Genomic DNA, 17725 nt, shown 5'->3' with positions numbered 1-17725 from the left:
CCAAAGATCTTTGGAGGAATAGATGAGTGTCTCCAAGCACGGCGTCTTCGACGAGCTCGCCGTCGTCGGCAAGGCCTTCGGCAGCGCCAAGCGGCTCGAGCTGGTCGACCTGCTCGCCCAGGGGGAGCGCACCGTCGAGGGCCTGGCCCGTGCCGCCGAGATGGGCGTCACCACGGTCTCGGCCCACCTGCAGGTGCTCAAGCTGGCGAACCTGGTGCAGACCCGGCGGCAGGGCACCCGCATCTACTACCGGCTCGCCGGCGACGACGTGGCCGCCCTCTACGAGGCGATGCTGACGGTGGCGCGCACCCGCTCCGCCGACGTGGAGCGCGCCCTCAACGCCTACCTCGGTGTGCCGGACGGTGGCGAGGTCGGCCTGATCACCCGTGAGGACCTCACCCGGCTGCTGGAGTCCGGCGACGCCGAGGTGCTCGACGTCCGCCCCCGCGAGGAGTACGACGCGGGCCACATCCCGGGTGCGCGGAGCCTGCCGTTCCCCGAGCTCGCCACGGCGCTCGACGAGCTGCGGGGCGCCTCCACGATCGTCACCTACTGCCGCGGCGCCTACTGCGTGCTCGCCCACGACGCGGTCCGGCTGCTCGGCGGCGAGGGCATCGACGCGCTCCGGCTCGAGGACGGCATGCTCGAGTGGCGCACCCACGGGCACCCCGTCGAGGTCGGCGCATGATCGCCGCGCTGCGGCTCTGGCCCGCCCGCCGCTGGCTCACCGCCCTGGTCTCCGGCGCCGCGTTCGTGCTCGTCGTGGCGATCCCGACCGACCTGATCGACACCCCGGTCTTCGGTCGCGAGGTGCCGCCGACGTGGTGGGCCTGGCCCTCGCTGCTGGTCTCGTCGGTGCTCGCCGGCCTGCTGGTCGGCTCCTACGTCGCCAACCCGGTCGAGACCCCGACCGACCGCGGCTCGCGGCGCGGCGGCTGGGCCGGGAGCCTGCTGACCTTCTTCGCGGTCGGCTGCCCGGTCTGCAACAAGCTCGTCCTGATCGCGCTCGGCAGCGCCGGCGCCATGACCTGGTTCGAGCCCGTCCAGCCGTTGCTGCAGGTCGCCGCGGTGGCGTTGCTCGCCTGGGCGCTGCGCCAGCGGCTCCTCGGCGAGCTGTCCTGCCCCACCACCGGTGGCCCCGCCGCCGACCCCGCCACCCCCGACTCGGAGGAAGCACGTGCCTGAGCGATCCACCCGCAAGAGCCCCGTCATCCCGCTCGTCATCGCCGCCGTGGCGGCGGTCGCGTTGCTGGCCACGCTGATCGGCCAGCTCACCGGAGGTGACGGCGACGCCGGCGACGAGGCGGCGGGCCCCGCGGCCGCGAGCAGCGCCGAGCAGGGCGGGGGCGACGACCCGCTGGCCGGGCTCGCCCGCCGCCAGCAGGACGACCCGATGGCCATGGGCGACGTCGACGCCCCGGTGGTGCTGATCGCCTACTCGGAGTTCCAGTGCCCGTTCTGCGGCAAGTTCGCCCGCGACACCGCCCCGGTGCTGGAGGAGAAGTACGTCGCCGACGGCACGCTGCGCATCGAGTGGCGCGACTTCCCCTACCTCGGGCCCGAGTCGACCACCGCGGCGCTGGCCGGCCGCGCGGCCGCCGCGCAGGACAGCTTCTGGGAGTTCCACGACGCGATGTACGCCGAGCAGCTGCCGCCGAACAGCGGCAACCTGGACCGGGACTACGTGATCGGCATCGCCGAGCAGCTCGGCCTCGACGTCGAGCAGTTCGAGGCCGACCTCGACTCCGCGAAGATCGAGCAGCAGGTCCGTGACGACTTCGCCGAGGGCCAGTCGATCGGCGTCACCGGCACCCCCTCCTTCCTCGTCAACGGGACGCCGATCGTCGGCGCCCAGCCGACCGAGGTCTTCGAGCAGGTCATCGAGGACGCGGCAGCGTCGTGACCGAGGTCGGTGTGCTCGCGGCGTTCGCCGCCGGCGTCCTCGCGCTGCTCTCGCCGTGCAGCGCGCTGCTGCTGCCGTCGTTCTTCGCCTACGCGTTCGCCAGCAAGCGGGCGCTGGTGGCGCGGACCCTGGTCTTCTACGTCGGGCTGCTGCTCACCCTGGTGCCGCTGGGCACCGGTGCGGCGGCGGCGTCGTCCCTCTTCTACGGCCACCGGCCGCTGCTGATCGCGGTCGCCGGGTGGACGATCATCGGCCTGGGCGTGTGGCAGCTCCTCGGTCGCGGCTTCGCGCTTCCGTTCGCGGGCCGGCTGCAGTCCTGGTCGAGCAGCCGCCAGGGTTCCGGGTGGCTCTCCACGATGGTGCTCGGAGCGGTCTACGGGCTGGCCGGGTTCTGCTCGGGGCCGGTGCTCGGGGCGATCCTGACCGTGGCGGCGACCCAGAGCTCACCGTGGCGCGGTGGCCTGCTGCTCGCGGTCTACGCGCTCGGCATGGCCGCGCCGCTGCTGGTGCTGGCCGGTCTGTGGGACCGCTTCGACCTCGGCGGCCGGCGCTGGCTGCGCGGACGGGTGCTGACCTGGGGACCGCTCCGGGTGCACACCACCTCGGCCGTCGCGGGAGTGCTGCTCGTCGCGGTCGGGGTGCTGTTCCTGCGCTACGACGGCACCGCCGGCATCACCGGCACGTTCGGGCTCGGCGACACCGTCGACCTCGAGTTCTCCGCCCAGCGCGCGGTCACCGAGTGGGCGGCGGGGGTGCCGGCCTGGCTGCTGCCGGCCGGGGTGCTGCTCGTGGCCGTCCTCGTGGCCTGGCGCCGGGTGCGCGGGGGAGCGAGGAGTGGACCGGGGCCGGCCGGTGCGATGAGTTGTCAAGCGTTCCCCGACACGCCGCGAGAACGCGTGACTCAGTGACGCCTCGGCGAGGGTGTGGCTCCGGTCACGCGCGGCCTATCCTCGGCTCCATGAGCGTCGAGCCGTCCTACGCCCAGGGGGAGACCCAGCCACCGCTGCTCGAGGAGACGATCGGGGCCAACCTGGCGCGCACGGTCGCCGCCCGGCCCGACGGCGAGGCGCTCGTCGAGGTCGCGACCGGACGCCGCTGGACCTGGGCCGAGCTCGACCGCGACGTCGACGACCTCGCGCGCGGGCTGCTCGCCGCCGGCCTCGAGAAGGGCGACCGGGTCGGCATCTGGGCGCCCAACTGTGCCGAGTGGACCCTCGTGCAGTACGCCACCGCCCGGATCGGGGTGGTGCTCGTCAACGTCAACCCCGCCTACCGCTCCCACGAGCTCGCCTTCGCCGTCGAGCAGTCGGGCCTGCGGATGCTGCTGGCGGTCAGCCGGTTCAAGACCAGCGACTACGCCGCGATGATCGAGGGCATCCGCGCCGACCAGCCGGGGCTGGAGCGGGTGGTGCTCATCGACACCGACGACTGGGCCGCGCTGGTCGACGAGGGGCGGTCGGTGGCCGACGACGCCGTCGCCGCCCGGGCCGCGACGCTCGACCCCGGCGACCCGATCAACATCCAGTACACCTCCGGCACCACCGGCCGGCCCAAGGGCGCGACGCTGAGCCACCGCAACATCCTGAACAACGGCTACCTCACCACCGAGCTGATCGAGCTCGGCGCGGAGGACCGGCTCTGCATCCCGGTGCCCTTCTACCACTGCTTCGGGATGGTGATGGCCAACCTCGGCAGCACCAGCCACGGCGCCACGATGGTGATCCCGGCCCCCGCCTTCGACCCCGAGGTCACCCTGCGCACCATCGCCGCCGAGCGCTGCACCGCGGTCTACGGCGTGCCGACGATGTTCATCGCGATGCAGAACCACCCCACGTTCGCCGAGCACGACCTCGGCTCGCTGCGCACCGGGATCATGGCCGGCTCGGTCTGCCCGGTCGAGGTGATGCGCCGCTGCATCGACGACATGGGGATGACCCAGGTGTCGATCGCCTACGGGATGACCGAGACCTCGCCCGTCTCCTGCCAGACGCGGCCCGACGACGACCTCGAGCGGCGTACCGCCACCATCGGGCGGGTGCACCCGCACCTGGAGATCAAGGTCGTCGACCCGACCACCGGCCAGACGGTCGACCGCGGCACCCCCGGTGAGTTCTGCACCCGCGGCTACTCGGTGATGCTCGGCTACTGGGAGGAGCCCGCGAAGACCGCGGAGGCGGTCGACGCCGACGGCTGGATGCACACCGGCGACCTGGCGGTGATGCGCGAGGACGGCTACTGCGAGATCGTTGGCCGGATCAAGGACATGGTGATCCGCGGCGGCGAGAACATCTACCCCCGCGAGATCGAGGAGTTCCTCTACACCCACCCCGACATCGAGGACGTCCAGGTCGTCGGCGTGCCCGACGAGAGGTACGGCGAGGAGCTGTGCGCCTGGGTGCGGCTGCGGTCCGGAGCCGCATCGATCGACGCCGACGCGGTGCGGGAGTTCGCCACCGGCAAGATCGCCCACTACAAGATCCCGCGCTACGTGATGGTCGTCGAGGAGTTCCCGATGACGGTCACCGGCAAGATCCGCAAGGTCGAGATGCGCCAGCGCAGCGCCGAGGAGCTCGGCCTCGGCGGGTGAGGGCCAGAGGAGAAGGTCACCGGACCACGGGCCGACGACCCGGCCGGGGAACGGCCGTTCTCCGCGTACAGTGGAGGGGCCGGGAAACCCCGCAGACGTCGATTCCCGTCGTCGGTTCGCGGCGACGACACCAGTCCGGCGTCCACCGCGCCGGCAGGACCGGCTTCTCGTGGCATCTGCTGACACCCTGACCACCGACCCCGCCCCGCTGTGCGCCGATCAGCCGCACCGGCCCGGTCTGCTGACCGTGGTGCGCCGGGTCTCGCTGAGCCTCCTGATCGCCGTGGTCGTGCCCGCCGTGCTGTTCTACGGCGTGTTCGTGCTCGCCGGCGTCTGGGCGGCCATCGTCGTCGCGCTCGGCTGGTCCTACGGTGCGATCGCCTGGCGTGCGGTGACCGGACGGCGTACCTCCGGGCTCCTGATCCTGGCGGCCGTCCTGCTCACCGGCCGGACCCTGCTCTCGGTCGTCGCCGACAGCGCCTGGCTCTACTTCTTCCAGCCGATCATCAGCGATGGCCTGGTCGCCGGGCTGTTCCTGCTCTCGCTGGCCAGTGCCCGGCCGATGGTGGCCCGGCTCGCCGGCGACTTCTATCCGATGGACCACGAGCTGGCGATGCGCCCGCGCGTGCGCCGGCTCTTCCGCAACCTCACGATCATGTGGGCGGTGCTCGGCCTGGCCAAGGCCGGGATGACCCTGTGGTTGCTGCAGTCTCAGTCGCTGGAGACGTTCGTGCTGGTCAAGAGCGTCTCGATGCTGACGATCAACGTGGTCGCCGCGTTCGCGACGATCGGCCTGGCGGCGCTGGTCGCCCGCCAGGAGGGCCTGCTGGGGCCCGCGCGGCTGCAGCCGGTCCCCGTCACCGCCTGAGCGTCGGGGCCGAGCGCCGGTCGGCCAGGTCCGCCCGCCGCATCCGCGACCGCCTCTCGACCAGTGCGCGGGCCGAGTCGAGCGCGGCGTAGTCCGCCGCGGCGAGCAGCGCGGGCAGCCGCAGCGCGGGCGGCCGGCCGGCGGCGGTGCGGGCCAGCTGCAGCCGGTGCCAGCCCGGCCCGGCGGAGACCCCCACGGTGCGGCGGAACCAGGTCGGGCCGCCGAGCCGCGGCGCCGGCCGGTCCAGTGAGTCCGCCTCGGCTCGCACCAGCTCGCCGGCCAGCCGTGGGCGTACGGCGAGCGGTCGCCCGGCGCCGACCGCGGCGACCCCGGCGCCCAGCGTCCGCTCCATCGCGGCCCGGGTGAGGAAGCCGCCGGTGAGGACCACCGGCACCGTGGTCGCGGCCGCCACCGCCACCGCGGCGGCGCTGAACGGCGACTCCTGCGGGCCGGTCTCCAGCGGCCGGCCGTCGGCGTCCAGGCCGACCATCGCCGGATCCTCGTAGCTGCCGCCGGACACCTCCACCAGGTCGACGCCGGCTGACTCGAGCAGGCCGACCAGCCGAACCAGGTCGTCGAGACCGCCGTCGCGGGAGTCGAGCTTCACCGCCACGCCGGCCTCCCGAGGCAACACCTGGCGCAGCCCCTCGACGATCTCCAGCAGCAGCCGGGCCCGCCCGGCCAGGTCGCCGCCGTACTCGTCGTCGCGCTGGTTGTGCCGCGGGTCTAGGAAGCTGCTGAGCAGGTAACCGTGCGCACCGTGCACCTGGACACCCGGGAAGCCGGCCGTGACCAGCCGCCGGCCGGCGTCGACGAAGCGGTCGCGCAGCTCGCCGACCTCGGGGCGGGTCAGCGCCCGCGGCGCCGCGAACAACCCGGCCAGCGCCACGGCCGGCCCCGCCGACGGAGCCACGGGGTGGGGATTGACGAACCTGGAGGTCTGCCGTCCGGGGTGGCTCAGCTGCACGAAGGTCGGCGCCGCGGCGCACGACTCGGCCCACCGGCGCAGTGCCTCGCGGTCGGTCGTTGCGTCGACGACCACGTTGCGGCTGCGCTCCAGGTGGCGCCGGTCGACCATCACGTTGCCGGTGAGGACCAGCCCGGCGCCGGCCGCGCAGGTCTCCGTGTAGAGCCGGCGGAGCCGATCGGACGGCTCGTGCCCGCGGTCGGCCAGGCTCTCGGTCATGGCCGCGCGCACCAGCCGGTTGGGCAGCCGGAGGCCGCAGGGCAGGTCGAGCGGTTCGTCAAGCACGCGTGGGCTCCTCAGAGACTGGTCGGGTCGAGATCGAGAGTGAGGCCGTCGGCGGCCGCCACCACGTCGAGCCACGGCGCCACCCGGGGCAGCTCCCGGGTGAGGAAGAAGCGGGTGGCCGCGCGCTTGCCGTCGTAGAAGCCGCCCTCGCGCCCGTGGGCGGCCAACCACTGCTCGAGCCACAGCCAGCCCACGATCAGGTGGCCGGTCGCCTCGAGGTACGCCGTCGCCTCGGCCAGCACCTGGCGTGGGTCGCCGAGACCGCCGACCCGGGCGGTCACCTCGAGCAGCCGGTCCAGCGTCGCGGTCAGCGCGGCGGCGTGCCCGGGCCCCTCGCCGCCGGCCGCGGCGGCCCGCTCGGCGGTGCCGCGGACGCGGTCGGCCAGCACACCCAGCGCGGCACCGCCGTCGAGCAGCACCTTGCGGCCGAGCAGGTCCATCGCCTGGATGCCGTGGGTGCCCTCGTGGATCGGGTTGAGCCGGTTGTCGCGGTAGTGCTGCTCGACGTCGTGGTCGCGGGTGTAGCCGGCGCCGCCGAGGACCTGGATCGCCAGGTCGTTGGCGGCCAGGCACCACTGCGAGGGCCAGCTCTTCGCCACCGGCGTGAGCAGGCCGAGCAGCTGCTCGGCCTGGGTGCGCGCCGGCCCGTCGTCGAGGGACTCCACGTCGTCGACCAGCCGGGCGCAGTAGAGGTTCAGCGCCAGCGCCCCCTCGACGTAGCTCTTCTGGGCCAGCAGCATCCGGCGGACGTCGGCGTGCTCGACCAGCGGGACCTGCGGGTCGTCGGGGCCCGCGCCGGGGAGCCGGCCCTGGGTGCGCTCGCGGGCGTAGGCCAGCGACTTGAGGTAGCCGGTGTAGCCCAGCGCCGTGGCGCACAGGCCGACGCCGATGCGCGCCTCGTTCATCATCGAGAACATCACCGGCAGGCCGCGGTGCAGCTCGCCGACCAGGTGGCCGACCGCGCCTGCGCGGCCACCGGGGGTGAAGGCGCCGTCGCCCAGCACGGGCGCGGTGTTGACCGTGCCGCGGAAGCCCATCTTGTGGTTGATGCCGGCGAGCACGACGTCGTTGCGCTCGCCCAGCGACCCGTCGTCGCCCACGAGCACCTTCGGCACGCAGAACAGCGAGATGCCGCGAGTGCCGGCCGGTGCGCCGGGGGTCCGGGCGAGCACGAGGTGGACGATGTTCTCCGACAGTTCGTGGTCGCCGCCGGAGATCCACATCTTGCGTCCGAACAGCCGGTAGCTGCCGTCGTCCTGCGGCTCGGCCCGGGTGGTGATGTCGGCGAGGCTGGAGCCGGCCTGTGGTTCCGAGAGCGCCATGGTGCCGAAGAACCGGCCCTCGGTCATCGGGCCCACGTAGCGGGCCACCTGGTCGGCGTCGCCGTGCCGGCTAAGCAGGTTGGCGGCCGCCAGCGTGAGCAGGGCGTAGCCGGTGGTGCCGGCGTTGGCGGCGTGGAACCAGGCCATGCAGGCCCCGAACACCGACTGGGGGAGCCCCATCCCGCCGGCGGTCTCCGGCAGCGGAGCGGCCAGGAAGCCCGCCTCGGCGAACGCCCGCAGCGCGGCGCCCACCTCGGGGAGGACCTCGACGCGCTCCCCGTCGAAGCGCGGCTCGGCCAGGTCGGCGGCCCGGTTGTGGGTGGCGAACAGCTCGGTGGCCAGCGCCTCGGCCAGGTCGAGCACCGCGTCCACGGTGTCGCGGGAGTGCTCGGCGAAGGCGGCGCGGCCCAGCAGGTCGTCGGTGCTCAGCCACTCGTGCAGCAGGAAGTCCAGGTCGCGTCGGGACATGATCGAGCTCATCGCTGCGGTGCTCCTCGGGCCGGGCGGGCGTGGTGCCGTCGCTGGAAACCTAACGGGTGGGTCTCGGCAGGCTCGACCACCGGCCAGGGCTAGGGTCTCGAAGATGGCATCACCGGACTTCACCAAGCTCGCCGTCCTCATCGACGCCGACAACACCAGCCCGTCGGTCGTCGAGGAGCTGCTCGCCGAGATCGCGAAGTACGGCACCGCCTCGGTGAAGCGGGCCTACGGCGACTGGACCACCCCCCAGCTGCGTGGCTGGAAGGACGTCCTCAACGCCCACGCCATCCAGCCGATGCAGCAGTTCGCCTACACCACCGGCAAGAACTCCACCGACAGCGCGCTGATCATCGACGCGATGGACCTGCTCTACACCGGCGACCTCGACGGGTTCTGCCTGGTCTCCTCCGACAGCGACTTCACCAAGCTGGCCTCCCGGCTGCGCGAGTCCGGCAAGCCGGTCTACGGCTTCGGGGAGCGGCGTACCCCCGAGGCGCTGCGGGTGGCCTGTGACAAGTTCGTCTACCTCGACGTGCTGCGCAGCTCCGACAAGGAGCGCGAGCCCAGCACCGACGTGCCCACGACCTCGGCGCCGTCGCGCCGCTCGACCAACGAGCTGCGAGGCGACGCACGGCTGGTCCGGCTGCTGCGCGAAGGGGTCAGCGCCTCCTCCGACGACGACGGCTGGGCGCACCTGGGCGTGGTCGGCAGCTATGTGGCCAAGCAGTCGCCGGACTTCGACTCCCGCAACTGGGGCTACGCCAAGCTGGTCGACCTGGTCACCGCGATCGGGCTGTTCGAGGTCAGCCGGCAGGCCGGCCAGGGGGTCCTGGTGCGGGAGAAGCCCAAGGGGCAGGCGTCGGCGAAGGCCGGCGGGGACAGGCTGGCGGGGGACAAGCCCGCGGGAGACAAGCCCGCAGCGGAGAAACCCGCCGACGAGCCCCCGACCATCAAGGTCACCTCGAAGCGGACGACCTCGAAGCGCACCGCGGCCAAGCGGGCCGCGGCGAAGAAGACGGCCGAGTAGCCGGGCAGCGAGTCCGGGTCAGACCGCCTGCGTCGGGAACCGGCGCAGGTGCGAGAGCAGCAGCTCGCCGACCGTCTCGGGGGCGTCCTCGGGGATCCAGTGGCCGACCCCGGCCAGCACGTGCAGCTCGTAAGGGCCGGTGACGAACCGCGCGGTCGCCCGCGTCGCCGCCTCGCCGAGGAACGGGTCCTGGTCCGACCACAGGTGCAGGGTCGGCACGTCGACCGGCGGGATCGACGCGTTCCGCTCGCGGGTCTGGGCGGCGTACCAGTTCAGCGCCCGGCGCAGGCGCTCCGGCGTGCCGAGCCGCTGGAGCATGTGCGCCACGTCGACGTCGCCGCTCGGCCCCAGCAGTGTGCGCAGCGCTGCCGCGTCGTCGGCCAGCAGGACCTCCTCGTAGCCGGGGCGGGCGAAGTCGAGCATGTACGTCGATCGGGCGCGCTGGTCGGGGTCGTGCGCGAGCGTCTCGAGGAAGGCGCCCGGGTGGGGCACGGACAGGACCGACAGCGTGCGGACCCGCTCGGGGTGGAGGCCGGCGGTCTGCCAGGCGACGGCGGCGCCCCAGTCGTGGCCGACCAGGTCCACGGCGTCGAGGCCGAGCGAGTCGAGCACCCCGAGCACGTCGGCGACCAGGTGCTCGCCGGTGTAGGCCTGGACCGGATCGGGGCTGGCGTCGAGGGAGTAGCCGCGCTGGTCGAGCGCGATCGCGCGCAGTCCGGCCTCGGCCAGCCGAGGCATCACCCGGCGCCACGACCAGCTGGATTGCGGGAAGCCGTGCAGCAGCAGGACCGTGCGGCCGTGGGCCGGCCCGGCGACGGTGGCGTCGAAGACCAGATCGCCGACGGGGATGCGCAGCCGGCCGGGGGAGAGCGTCTCGGGTGGGGGCACAGGGGCAGTGGAGCACGCGGCCCTTGACCGGGTCGAGGGGCGGGGTCTCAGGGGCGGGGTCTCAGGCGGCGGCGGTCCGCGGCCGAGCCACCGCGGGCTCCTCGGCCCGCTCCCACGTCGCCATCAGGCGGCGGCGGCCGCGCTCGTCGACTGTCTGCACCCAACGGCAGACCATCTCCGGTCGCCTCACGTCACTCACCTCGACACCTTTCGTTCACCTTCTGTTCACCAAAGGGTACCTGATGTTCAACCGACTTCCGGACGAACCAGCGATCGGCCGCTGGCTCGGCCCGGCACTCGACGGGCGGACCGGGCGTGACGCCGCTCACGGACGGGCTTAGGATCGCGGCACCCATCCCCCCTGGAGGACCCGTGCAGGCAGTGGCCGACCTGTGGCAGTCGATCCCCGAGGTGCTGCGCGACCCGGTCGCCCTGGCCGCCCCGTTCTTCCTGCTGTTCATCGCCCTGGAGGGGCTCGCGGCCGCGCTGCTCGAGGACGAGCGGCCCGAGGCCGAGCGCCGCGGCCCGGACGGGCGGGCGCTGTCGCTGACCGGCGGCTACGACCGCCGCGACGCGCTGGCCAGCATCGGCGCCGGGGCGGTGTCGGTGCTGACCATGTCGCTGTGGAAGGGCCTCGGCCTGCTCGGCTACGCCGTGCTCTTCGCCTACGTCGCTCCCTGGCAGTTGCCGGCGGACCGCTGGTGGACCTGGGCGCTGGCGATCCTCGGCGTCGACTTCTTCTTCTACTGGGCGCACCGCGTCGCCCACCGGGTGCGCCTGGTGTGGGCGACCCACCAGGCCCACCACTCCAGCGAGTACTTCAACTTCGCGACCGCCCTGCGCCAGAAGTGGAACAACTCCCACGAGCTGGTCCTCTGGGCGCCGCTGCCGATCCTCGGCGTGCCGCCAGCGCTGGTGTTCTTCGGCTTCTCCGTCAGCCTCGTCTACCAGTTCTTCGTGCACACCGAGCGGATCCGCACCCTGTGGCGGCCGGTCGAGCTGGTGTTCAACACCCCCTCCCATCACCGGGTGCACCACGGCAGCGACCCGGAGTACCTCGACCGCAACTACGGCGGCATCCTGATCGTCTGGGACCGGCTCTTCGGCTCCTTCCAGCCCGAGCTGCACCGGCCGACGTACGGCCTGACGACGCCGGTCGGCACCCACAACCTGCTGCGCCTGCAGACCCACGAGTACGCCGCGATCGCCCGCGACGTGCGCACCGCGCCGACGCTGCGCGACAAGCTCGGCTATGTCTTCGGCCCGCCGGGCTGGCGGCCGGACCCGCGGCCGGAGGCGGCTGTGGCCGCGGCCGGCGCGGGCGTGCCCGCTCCCGCGCTCGAGGTCGCGGGCGAGCCGCCGGCCTGACGTCGCCACTGCCTCCCTGCTGCGCCTCGGCTGCTCAGAGCGGTGCCACCCGGAGGCGCACCCCGTTCTGTCGCGCCGACCGGCGCCAGGCCGCGACACACTCGGTGCAGAGGAGATGGACCTCGACCGCGCAGTCGCAGCCGGCGACGGCGCAGAGCAGGCTCACCCGGGCCGCGGCTCGTTCGCCGCACTGCTCCCGGGGCGGACCGTGCTGGCACTCGCAGGTCGGTGCGGTGTCGGAGCCGAAGCGGGCGGCGAGGTCGTCGATGGTGGGTGGGGTGGAAACGCTCATGTCGGCCTCCGGGAGCGGGTGAGGTGTCGCTCCCGACGCTCCGATCCGCCACCGACACTCGCGAGGCGTCCTCCACAGGCCAGCGCACGCGTCTTCCCTGGGGACGAAGCCACGCCGAGCCGGCGCTACTGCAGGCCTGACGTCGCCGAGTCGGCGCTACTGCCGGGCGATGAGCTGCAGAAGCGCCGACTCGGCGCGCTCGCGCCTGCACTTGCGCCGACTCGGCGGAGGTGGCCTGGGTGATCGAGTGGCCGGGCTCGCGATCAGCGCATCGGGTCGAACGCGGCCAGCTCGGCGGGTCGGCGACCGGTCACCACCTGCTCAGCCAGCAGTCGACCGCTCACCGGGCCCAGCACGACCCCCCACATGCCGTGCCCGCCGGCCGTGAACACGCGCGGGGACGCGGTGGCGCCGACCAGTGGCAGACCGTCTGCGGTGCAGGGCCGGGAGCCCACCCACTCGTCGAGCCGGTCGTCGAGCTCGGCGCCGTCGAGCAACGGGCGGACAGCGGCCACGATCGCCTCGATCCGGCGCGGGTCGAGCGGCTCGCCGGGAGCCCGGAACTCCATCATCCCGGCCACCCGCAGCCTCGGCCCCTGCGGCGTCTGCAGCGGCGTGCAGGCGACGCGCTGCGCGGGGAAGTAGACCGGCCCGCGTGGCAGGTCACGGCAGCGCACGCTGAACGAGTAGCCGCGGCCGGCCTGCACCAGGCGGCGTACGCCGAACGGCCGGGCCAGGTCGCCGAGCGCCGCGCCGGTGGCGAGCACGACCGCGTCGAAGCGGTGCCGGCCACCGAGGGCATCGGTGAGGAGCACCGACGGTCCGTCGTCGCGGACCTCGCTCACTCTCACGCCCTCGCGCAGCTTCGCGCCGCGGCTGCGCACGGAGTCGGCCAGTGCCGCCACCAGCTGCGGCGGGTTCACGAACCGCTGTTGGTGCAGTCGGATCGCGGCGCCGACCTCGGCGGAGAGCGCCGGCTCCGACGCGCGTGCCTGCTCGCCGGTGAGCAGTTCGAAGTCGACCGGCTGGCTGCGGCGGATGGCCAGCAGCTCCTCCACCAGTGTCTCCCGCTCACGAGGCGTGCGGTAACAGGCCAGGAACGGGGTGGCCGGCTGCGGCGCCGGCACCGCGCCGGCCTCGACCAGCTGGTCGAAGGCGTCGAGGGCGAGTCGGTTGATCGGTGCGTAGGCGGCCATCCCCGCCCGCCATCGGGCGCCGGTGCAGTGCCGCACGAAGCCGGCGAGGAACCGCCACAGCCGCAGGTCGGGACGGATCGGCACGTAGACGGGAGACGACGGGCGGAGGGCAGTGCGGAGCCCGTAGCGGAGGACGGCCGGCTCCGGGAGCGGGGTGGTGAGGGCGGGGGTGAGCCACCCCGCGTTGCCCCACGAGGCGCCGGCTCCCACGTGGTCACCCTCGAACACGGCGACCTCGACTCCGTGCTCCTGGAGGAACCAGGCGGTCGACAGTCCGGCCACGCCGCCGCCGACGACGGCCACCTGTCGCGGTGGCTCGTCGGGGTGGGTGCGCCGGGGCATCGTGACCGGGTGCCGTCGGGTGCTCATGGCTGGAGGCACCCACCGCAGTGGGTGTCCCAGGGGCGCCGCTGCAGCCGCTCGAGCGGGATCAGTGCGGCGCAGCCCTGGCAGGTGCCGAAGCTGCCGTCGTCGAGTCGGTCGAGGGCGTCGAGGACCTCGCGCAGGATCCGTTCGACGCTACGGCGGTGGGCCGCGGCGACGGCGCTCTCCCGATCGCGAGGGGTGCGGCGCAGGTCGATGAGCTGGCGGTGGCGCAGCTCCGCGGCCTCGAGCAGGGAGCTGCGGATGCCGGCGGGGATGGTGCGGTGCGTGCGGTTGCGGAGTCGCATGAGTGGGTTCCTGGGCTCGGGAGCGGCGGGCATCCGCCCGGCTCCGGTGACCCCCGGTGTCCGTGACGGACGCCGGGGTGGGGAGTTGTCAGGAACCCGTCGGTGGAGCGCGGTCGACGCTGCGGCGCAGCACGTCGAGGCCGCGAATGCCGCGGGCCTCCTCGCCCAGCTCGATCGCCAGCAGCGCGGCACCCGACGGCACGTGCGACGGCTCCGCCGTCGCCGTCTGCGCCGCTGCCCACTGCTGCACCATGCCGGCCACCATAGGTCGGTTCCCGCGGGTGGGCCAGTCCGCTCGCGAGGGAGCGTCCCGGCAGCCGGGAAGGCGGCGGGGCGGCACCGGCCATCGTCGGTAGCCTGCGGCGTCGCCGTACCGAAACGCCGCCTGCGGCCCCGAGAGTGAGCCCCCCACGTGCGCCCCGAGCCCGAGCCGTCCCGACCGACGTCCCCGGCGCTGTGCGTCGTGGTGCTCTGCCTCGGCGGGCTGGCCGCCTCCCTCACCCAGACACTGGTGATCCCGATCCAGGGGGAGCTGCCCGGGCTGCTCGGGGCGGCTCCGGCGGACACCGCCTGGGTCGTGACGATCACGCTGCTGGCGGGGGCGGTGTCGATGCCGATCACCGGGAGCCTCGCCGACCTGTTCGGCAAGCAGCGGATGCTCGTGGCCACCGCGGGGTGTCTGCTCGCCGGGTCGCTGGTCTGCGCCGTCGCCGACGCGCTGGCGCCGATGCTGGTGGGGCGCGCCCTGCAGGGCCTGGCGATGGGCTTCATCCCGGTCGGCATCTCGCTCGTGCGTGAGGTCGCGCCGCCTGCACTCGCGGCCAGCGGGATCGCCGCGATGAGCGCGACCCTGGGCGTCGGCGGCGCGGTCGGCCTGCCGCTGTCGGCGTGGGTGGTGCAGGTCGCCGACTGGCACGCGATCTTCTGGCTGGCCTCGGCCCTGGCGGCGGCGGTCACCGCGCTGGCCTGGTTCGCGCTCCCGCGTCTGCCTGTCACGGGCGGACGCCGCTTCGACGGCGTCGGTGCGCTCGGACTGGCCGTCGGCCTCGGCTCGCTCCTGGTGGGCATTTCCAAGGCCACGGACTGGGGCTGGACCGGTTCGCGCACGCTGGTGGCGCTTGCGGTCGGCCTGGCGACGCTCGCCCTGTGGGCGGTCCACGAGCTGCGACGGGCCGACCCGTTGGTCGACCTGCGGGCGACCGCGCAGCGACCGGTGCTGCTCACCAACATCGCCGCCATCGCGATCGGCTTCGGCATGATGGCCCAGGCGATCGTCGTGCCGCAGCTGCTCCAGCTTCCCGAGGAGACCGGCTACGGACTGGGGCAGAGCCTGCTCGCCGCCGGCCTGTGGATGGCGCCGGGAGGGGTGATGATGCTGCTGGTCGCTCCCTTGTCGGGCCGGCTCATCTCCCGATGGGGCGGCAGGCCGCCGCTGTTGCTGGGTGCCGGGGTGATCAGCCTCGGCTACGCGCTCGCAGCAGTGCTGATGGACGCGCCCTGGCAGCTGCTGGTCGCCTCCTGCGTCACGACGGCCGGGGTCGGCCTCGCCTACGCCGCCATGCCGACCCTGATCATGGACGCGGTGCCCCCGCGGGAGGCCGCGGCGGCGGTGGGGCTCCACGCGCTGATGCGCTCGGTCGGCACGACGCTGGCCGCCGCGGTCATGGGCACGATGCTCAGCGCGAGCACCAGCACCTTCGGTGAGGTCGAGGTGCCGAGCGAGGGCATCTTCCGGCTCTGCTTCGCGGTGGGCGCCGTCGCCGCCTTCGTCGGCCTTCTCCTCGCTGCGGGGATACCGCGGCGGGTGGCCGTTGTCGAGGTGGCGGCGGCGCCCGTACCTGCCAGGCGCTATTAGGGCGTGTCTCCCAAGTCCGTGGCCTGCTGCGCGCCGCCCCGCGAGCGCCTCGCGGCGTTGCAGCCGCTCGACAGACAACCCCGGTATGCCTTCACGGCTGCGCCTGGCGGGGCATCTCGCGGATACGACGCTCGCGACGGCCGAGACCTGGGAGACACGCCCTAGGAGACCGCTGAACAATCCGCGCGCCGTGGGCGCCGTGCGGCGGTGACCTGAAATCCTGTGGTCATGCAGGGTGAGTCGGATCGGCAGCGTGAGCTGCTAGACGTGGAATCGGTGGCCGGGCACCTGCTCGAGCCGGGCAGCGTGTTCGCGCTGCTGGCCGAGCATCGTGACCGGTTGTTCCCAAGCGAGTTGTTCGCCGATCTGTTTCCCTCGGGACGCGGCCGGCCCTCGATCCCGGGCGAGGTGATCGCCTCGGTGATCGTGTTGCAGGCGCTGTACGGCCACTCCGACCGCGAAGCGGTCGACGCGTTGACCTTCGATCTGCGGTGGAAGGCGGCGTGTGGGTACGCCATCGACGCGAAGGGCTTCGATCCCTCGACGCTGACCTACTGGCGGCGCCGGCTGGCCGCGAGCGATCGTCCGCAGCGGATCTTCGAGGTGGTCCGCGAGGTCATCACCGAAACCGGTGTAGTGGCCGGCAAGCAGCGCCGGGCGCTGGACTCCACGATCCTCGATGACGCGGTCGCCCGCCAAGACACCGTGACCCAGCTGATCGCCCAGATCCGCCGGGTCGGGCGTGAGGTCCCCGACGCCAAGGACCTGATCGCCACCGAGTGCACCCGGCTGGTCGCGTTGACCGGGCAGGGCTATGACCAGCCGGGCAAGCCGCGGATCGCGTGGGACGACCAGATCGCCCGCGACGAACTGGTCACCGCGTTGGTCGGCGACGCGCTCGCTTTGCTCGCCGCGCTCGACATCGAGCAGATCACCAATGACAGCGGAAAGCCGGCTGAGGCGGTCGCGTTGCTGGCCCTGGTCGCGGGCCAAGACGTGGAGCCGGCCGAGGACTCTGATGGCACCGACGGCCGGTGGCGGATCGCCCGGGCGACCGCTCCGGATCGGGTGATCTCGACCGTGGACCCCGACACCCGGCACGCCCACAAGACCCGGGAACGTCGCCAGGACGGGTTCAAGGCACATGTGGTGGTCGAGCCCGACACCGGTCTGACCACGATGTGCGAGCTGACCAAGACCAACGGTCCGGAGAACTCCGACGCAAGCGTGGGTGCCGAACTCGTCACCGTCGACCCCACCATCGCCGGCGACGAGCAGATCGAGGTCCTGGGTGATTCGGCCTACGCCAGCGGCGACATGTTGCACACCTTGGCCAGCAAGCAGTGGATCCCGCTGGTCAAGCCATGGCCGATCAAGCCAGCGGTCGAGGGCGGTTTCACGATCGACGACTTCGTCTATGACGTCGCCGCCAACACCCTGACCTGTCCCGGCAATGTCACCCGGACGGTGTCCGCGCAGGGCCGCGCCACGTTCAAAGCAGCCTGTCGTGGCTGCCCGCTACGCGACCAATGCACCACCTCGGCAACAGGACGCACCGTACTGCTCGGTGAGCACCATCAGCTGCAACGCGAGCACCGCCAGCGGGCCACCGACGAAGGCTTCCAGACCCTCTACCGACAGCACCGCCCGATGGTCGAACGCTCGATCGCCTGGCTCACCCGCGGCGCGCGCCGCGTGCCCTACCGAGGGATCGAGAAGAACAACCACTGGCTCCACCACCGCGTCGCCGCCCTCAACCTGCGCCGACTCCTCGCCATGGGGCTCACCATCGAAAACGGAGCCTGGGTCCTCACCTGACAAGGCCCCACGGGCCCTCCCAACGCCCCTTGCGACCGGCCACAGCGCCGCCCAAGATGGTCACAGGCGGGCGGAACGACCCCGTGTCGCACCCAGAGTGCTGACCTCACTGCCGCTCGACGGCCAATTGGTGGCGCTCCGCCCGCCGCCCACCCCGTCAACGCCGCCCAGATGGCGCCTTGTTCAGCGGTCTCCTAG

18 protein-coding genes are annotated in these 17725 nt (G+C 73.0%); 10 read left to right on the top strand and 8 right to left on the bottom strand.

Annotated features, from left to right (window positions below; all coding sequences use genetic code 11):
- The first annotated feature begins 22 nt into the window (after positions 1 to 22).
- From D6B71_RS17990 to D6B71_RS17965, 6 genes are all read left to right on the top strand, one after another.
- On the top strand, positions 23 to 688 hold the full coding sequence (locus D6B71_RS17990; RefSeq protein ID WP_121257637.1) for an ArsR/SmtB family transcription factor: 666 nt from the start codon (positions 23 to 25) through the stop codon (positions 686 to 688).
- Positions 685 to 1185, top strand: coding sequence for a hypothetical protein (locus tag D6B71_RS17985; RefSeq protein ID WP_121257635.1), 501 nt, complete (start codon positions 685 to 687; stop codon positions 1183 to 1185). The genes D6B71_RS17990 and D6B71_RS17985 overlap by 4 nt, the downstream gene beginning before the upstream one ends.
- Complete coding sequence (locus D6B71_RS17980) at positions 1178 to 1903, top strand: DsbA family protein (protein ID WP_121257633.1); 726 nt, start codon at positions 1178 to 1180, stop codon at positions 1901 to 1903. Before D6B71_RS17985 ends, D6B71_RS17980 begins: the two co-directional genes overlap by 8 nt.
- Positions 1900 to 2811 (top strand): cytochrome c biogenesis CcdA family protein, encoded by a 912-nt coding sequence (locus D6B71_RS17975; RefSeq protein WP_121257631.1) that lies wholly within the window; start codon positions 1900 to 1902, stop codon positions 2809 to 2811. Before D6B71_RS17980 ends, D6B71_RS17975 begins: the two co-directional genes overlap by 4 nt.
- 50 nt (positions 2812 to 2861) lie before the next feature.
- Complete coding sequence (locus D6B71_RS17970) at positions 2862 to 4490, top strand: AMP-binding protein (protein ID WP_121257630.1); 1629 nt, start codon at positions 2862 to 2864, stop codon at positions 4488 to 4490.
- Positions 4491 to 4659: 169 nt separating this feature from the next.
- Positions 4660 to 5358, top strand: coding sequence for a VC0807 family protein (locus D6B71_RS17965; RefSeq protein ID WP_121257628.1), 699 nt, complete (start codon positions 4660 to 4662; stop codon positions 5356 to 5358).
- Here the strand turns inward: D6B71_RS17965 and D6B71_RS17960 are convergent.
- Together D6B71_RS17960 and D6B71_RS17955 are read right to left on the bottom strand one after the other, a co-directional pair.
- The gene (locus D6B71_RS17960) at positions 5348 to 6610 is read right to left on the bottom strand and encodes an oxidoreductase (protein ID WP_121257626.1); all 1263 of its coding nucleotides are present in this window, start codon (positions 6608 to 6610) and stop codon (positions 5348 to 5350) included. The two genes, D6B71_RS17965 and D6B71_RS17960, sit on opposite strands and share 11 nt — an antisense overlap.
- Positions 6611 to 6621: 11 nt before the next feature.
- Positions 6622 to 8412 (bottom strand): acyl-CoA dehydrogenase, encoded by a 1791-nt coding sequence (locus D6B71_RS17955; protein ID WP_121257624.1) that lies wholly within the window; start codon positions 8410 to 8412, stop codon positions 6622 to 6624.
- 103 nt (positions 8413 to 8515) lie between these two features.
- Between D6B71_RS17955 and D6B71_RS17950 the strand changes: the two genes are divergently transcribed.
- Complete coding sequence (locus D6B71_RS17950; protein ID WP_121257623.1) at positions 8516 to 9439, top strand: NYN domain-containing protein; 924 nt, start codon at positions 8516 to 8518, stop codon at positions 9437 to 9439.
- An 18-nt stretch (positions 9440 to 9457) separates the two neighbouring features.
- Here D6B71_RS17950 and D6B71_RS17945 read toward each other — a convergent pair whose 3' ends face one another.
- A complete protein-coding gene (locus tag D6B71_RS17945; RefSeq protein WP_206051841.1) occupies positions 9458 to 10327 on the bottom strand; it encodes an alpha/beta fold hydrolase in 870 nt (289 codons plus the stop codon).
- Positions 10328 to 10388: 61 nt separating this feature from the next.
- Positions 10389 to 10517, bottom strand: a complete 129-nt coding sequence (locus tag D6B71_RS23850; RefSeq protein WP_276311014.1) for a hypothetical protein — start codon at positions 10515 to 10517, stop codon at positions 10389 to 10391.
- 182 nt (positions 10518 to 10699) lie between these two features.
- Between D6B71_RS23850 and D6B71_RS17940 the strand changes: the two genes are divergently transcribed.
- Entirely contained in the window at positions 10700 to 11695 is a 996-nt protein-coding gene (locus tag D6B71_RS17940; RefSeq protein WP_240641535.1) for a sterol desaturase family protein, read from the top strand.
- A 34-nt stretch (positions 11696 to 11729) separates the two neighbouring features.
- Here the strand turns inward: D6B71_RS17940 and D6B71_RS17935 are convergent, their stop codons facing one another.
- The 4 genes from D6B71_RS17935 to D6B71_RS22925 form a co-directional block, all read right to left on the bottom strand.
- The gene (locus D6B71_RS17935) at positions 11730 to 11987 is read right to left on the bottom strand and encodes a hypothetical protein (RefSeq protein WP_121257621.1); all 258 of its coding nucleotides are present in this window, start codon (positions 11985 to 11987) and stop codon (positions 11730 to 11732) included.
- A 263-nt stretch (positions 11988 to 12250) separates the two neighbouring features.
- A complete protein-coding gene (locus D6B71_RS17930) occupies positions 12251 to 13552 on the bottom strand; it encodes an NAD(P)/FAD-dependent oxidoreductase (RefSeq protein WP_240641534.1) in 1302 nt (433 codons plus the stop codon).
- Entirely contained in the window at positions 13549 to 13854 is a 306-nt protein-coding gene (locus D6B71_RS17925; RefSeq protein WP_121257619.1) for a TraR/DksA family transcriptional regulator, read from the bottom strand. The genes D6B71_RS17930 and D6B71_RS17925 overlap by 4 nt, the downstream gene beginning before the upstream one ends.
- Positions 13855 to 13942: 88 nt before the next feature.
- A complete protein-coding gene (locus tag D6B71_RS22925) occupies positions 13943 to 14107 on the bottom strand; it encodes a hypothetical protein (protein ID WP_164519731.1) in 165 nt (54 codons plus the stop codon).
- 159 nt (positions 14108 to 14266) lie between these two features.
- Here D6B71_RS22925 and D6B71_RS17920 point away from each other — a divergent pair, with 159 nt between their 5' ends.
- The gene (locus tag D6B71_RS17920) at positions 14267 to 15709 is read left to right on the top strand and encodes an MFS transporter (RefSeq protein WP_121257617.1); all 1443 of its coding nucleotides are present in this window, start codon (positions 14267 to 14269) and stop codon (positions 15707 to 15709) included.
- A gap of 228 nt (positions 15710 to 15937) precedes the next feature.
- Entirely contained in the window at positions 15938 to 17527 is a 1590-nt protein-coding gene (locus D6B71_RS17915; RefSeq protein ID WP_121257791.1) for an IS1182 family transposase, read from the top strand.
- Positions 17528 to 17725 lie beyond the last annotated feature (198 nt).

Source organism: Nocardioides ferulae (assembly GCF_003660455.1).
Taxonomy (GTDB): Bacteria; Actinomycetota; Actinomycetes; order Propionibacteriales; family Nocardioidaceae; genus Nocardioides; species Nocardioides ferulae.
This window is presented reverse-complemented; position numbering and strand designations above follow the sequence as displayed.

Coding starts and splice junctions, on each gene's coding strand:
- D6B71_RS17990 (WP_121257637.1), top strand. CDS start 23: ATGAGTGTCTCCAAGCACGGCGTCTTCGACGAGCTCGCCGTCGTCGGC.
- D6B71_RS17985 (WP_121257635.1), top strand. CDS start 685: ATGATCGCCGCGCTGCGGCTCTGGCCCGCCCGCCGCTGGCTCACCGCC.
- D6B71_RS17970 (WP_121257630.1), top strand. CDS start 2,862: ATGAGCGTCGAGCCGTCCTACGCCCAGGGGGAGACCCAGCCACCGCTG.
- D6B71_RS17955 (WP_121257624.1), bottom strand. CDS start 8,412: ATGAGCTCGATCATGTCCCGACGCGACCTGGACTTCCTGCTGCACGAG.
- D6B71_RS17950 (WP_121257623.1), top strand. CDS start 8,516: ATGGCATCACCGGACTTCACCAAGCTCGCCGTCCTCATCGACGCCGAC.
- D6B71_RS17935 (WP_121257621.1), bottom strand. CDS start 11,987: ATGAGCGTTTCCACCCCACCCACCATCGACGACCTCGCCGCCCGCTTC.
- D6B71_RS17930 (WP_240641534.1), bottom strand. CDS start 13,552: ATGAGCACCCGACGGCACCCGGTCACGATGCCCCGGCGCACCCACCCC.
- D6B71_RS17925 (WP_121257619.1), bottom strand. CDS start 13,854: ATGCGACTCCGCAACCGCACGCACCGCACCATCCCCGCCGGCATCCGC.
- D6B71_RS22925 (WP_164519731.1), bottom strand. CDS start 14,107: ATGGTGCAGCAGTGGGCAGCGGCGCAGACGGCGACGGCGGAGCCGTCG.
- D6B71_RS17915 (WP_121257791.1), top strand. CDS start 15,938: ATGCAGGGTGAGTCGGATCGGCAGCGTGAGCTGCTAGACGTGGAATCG.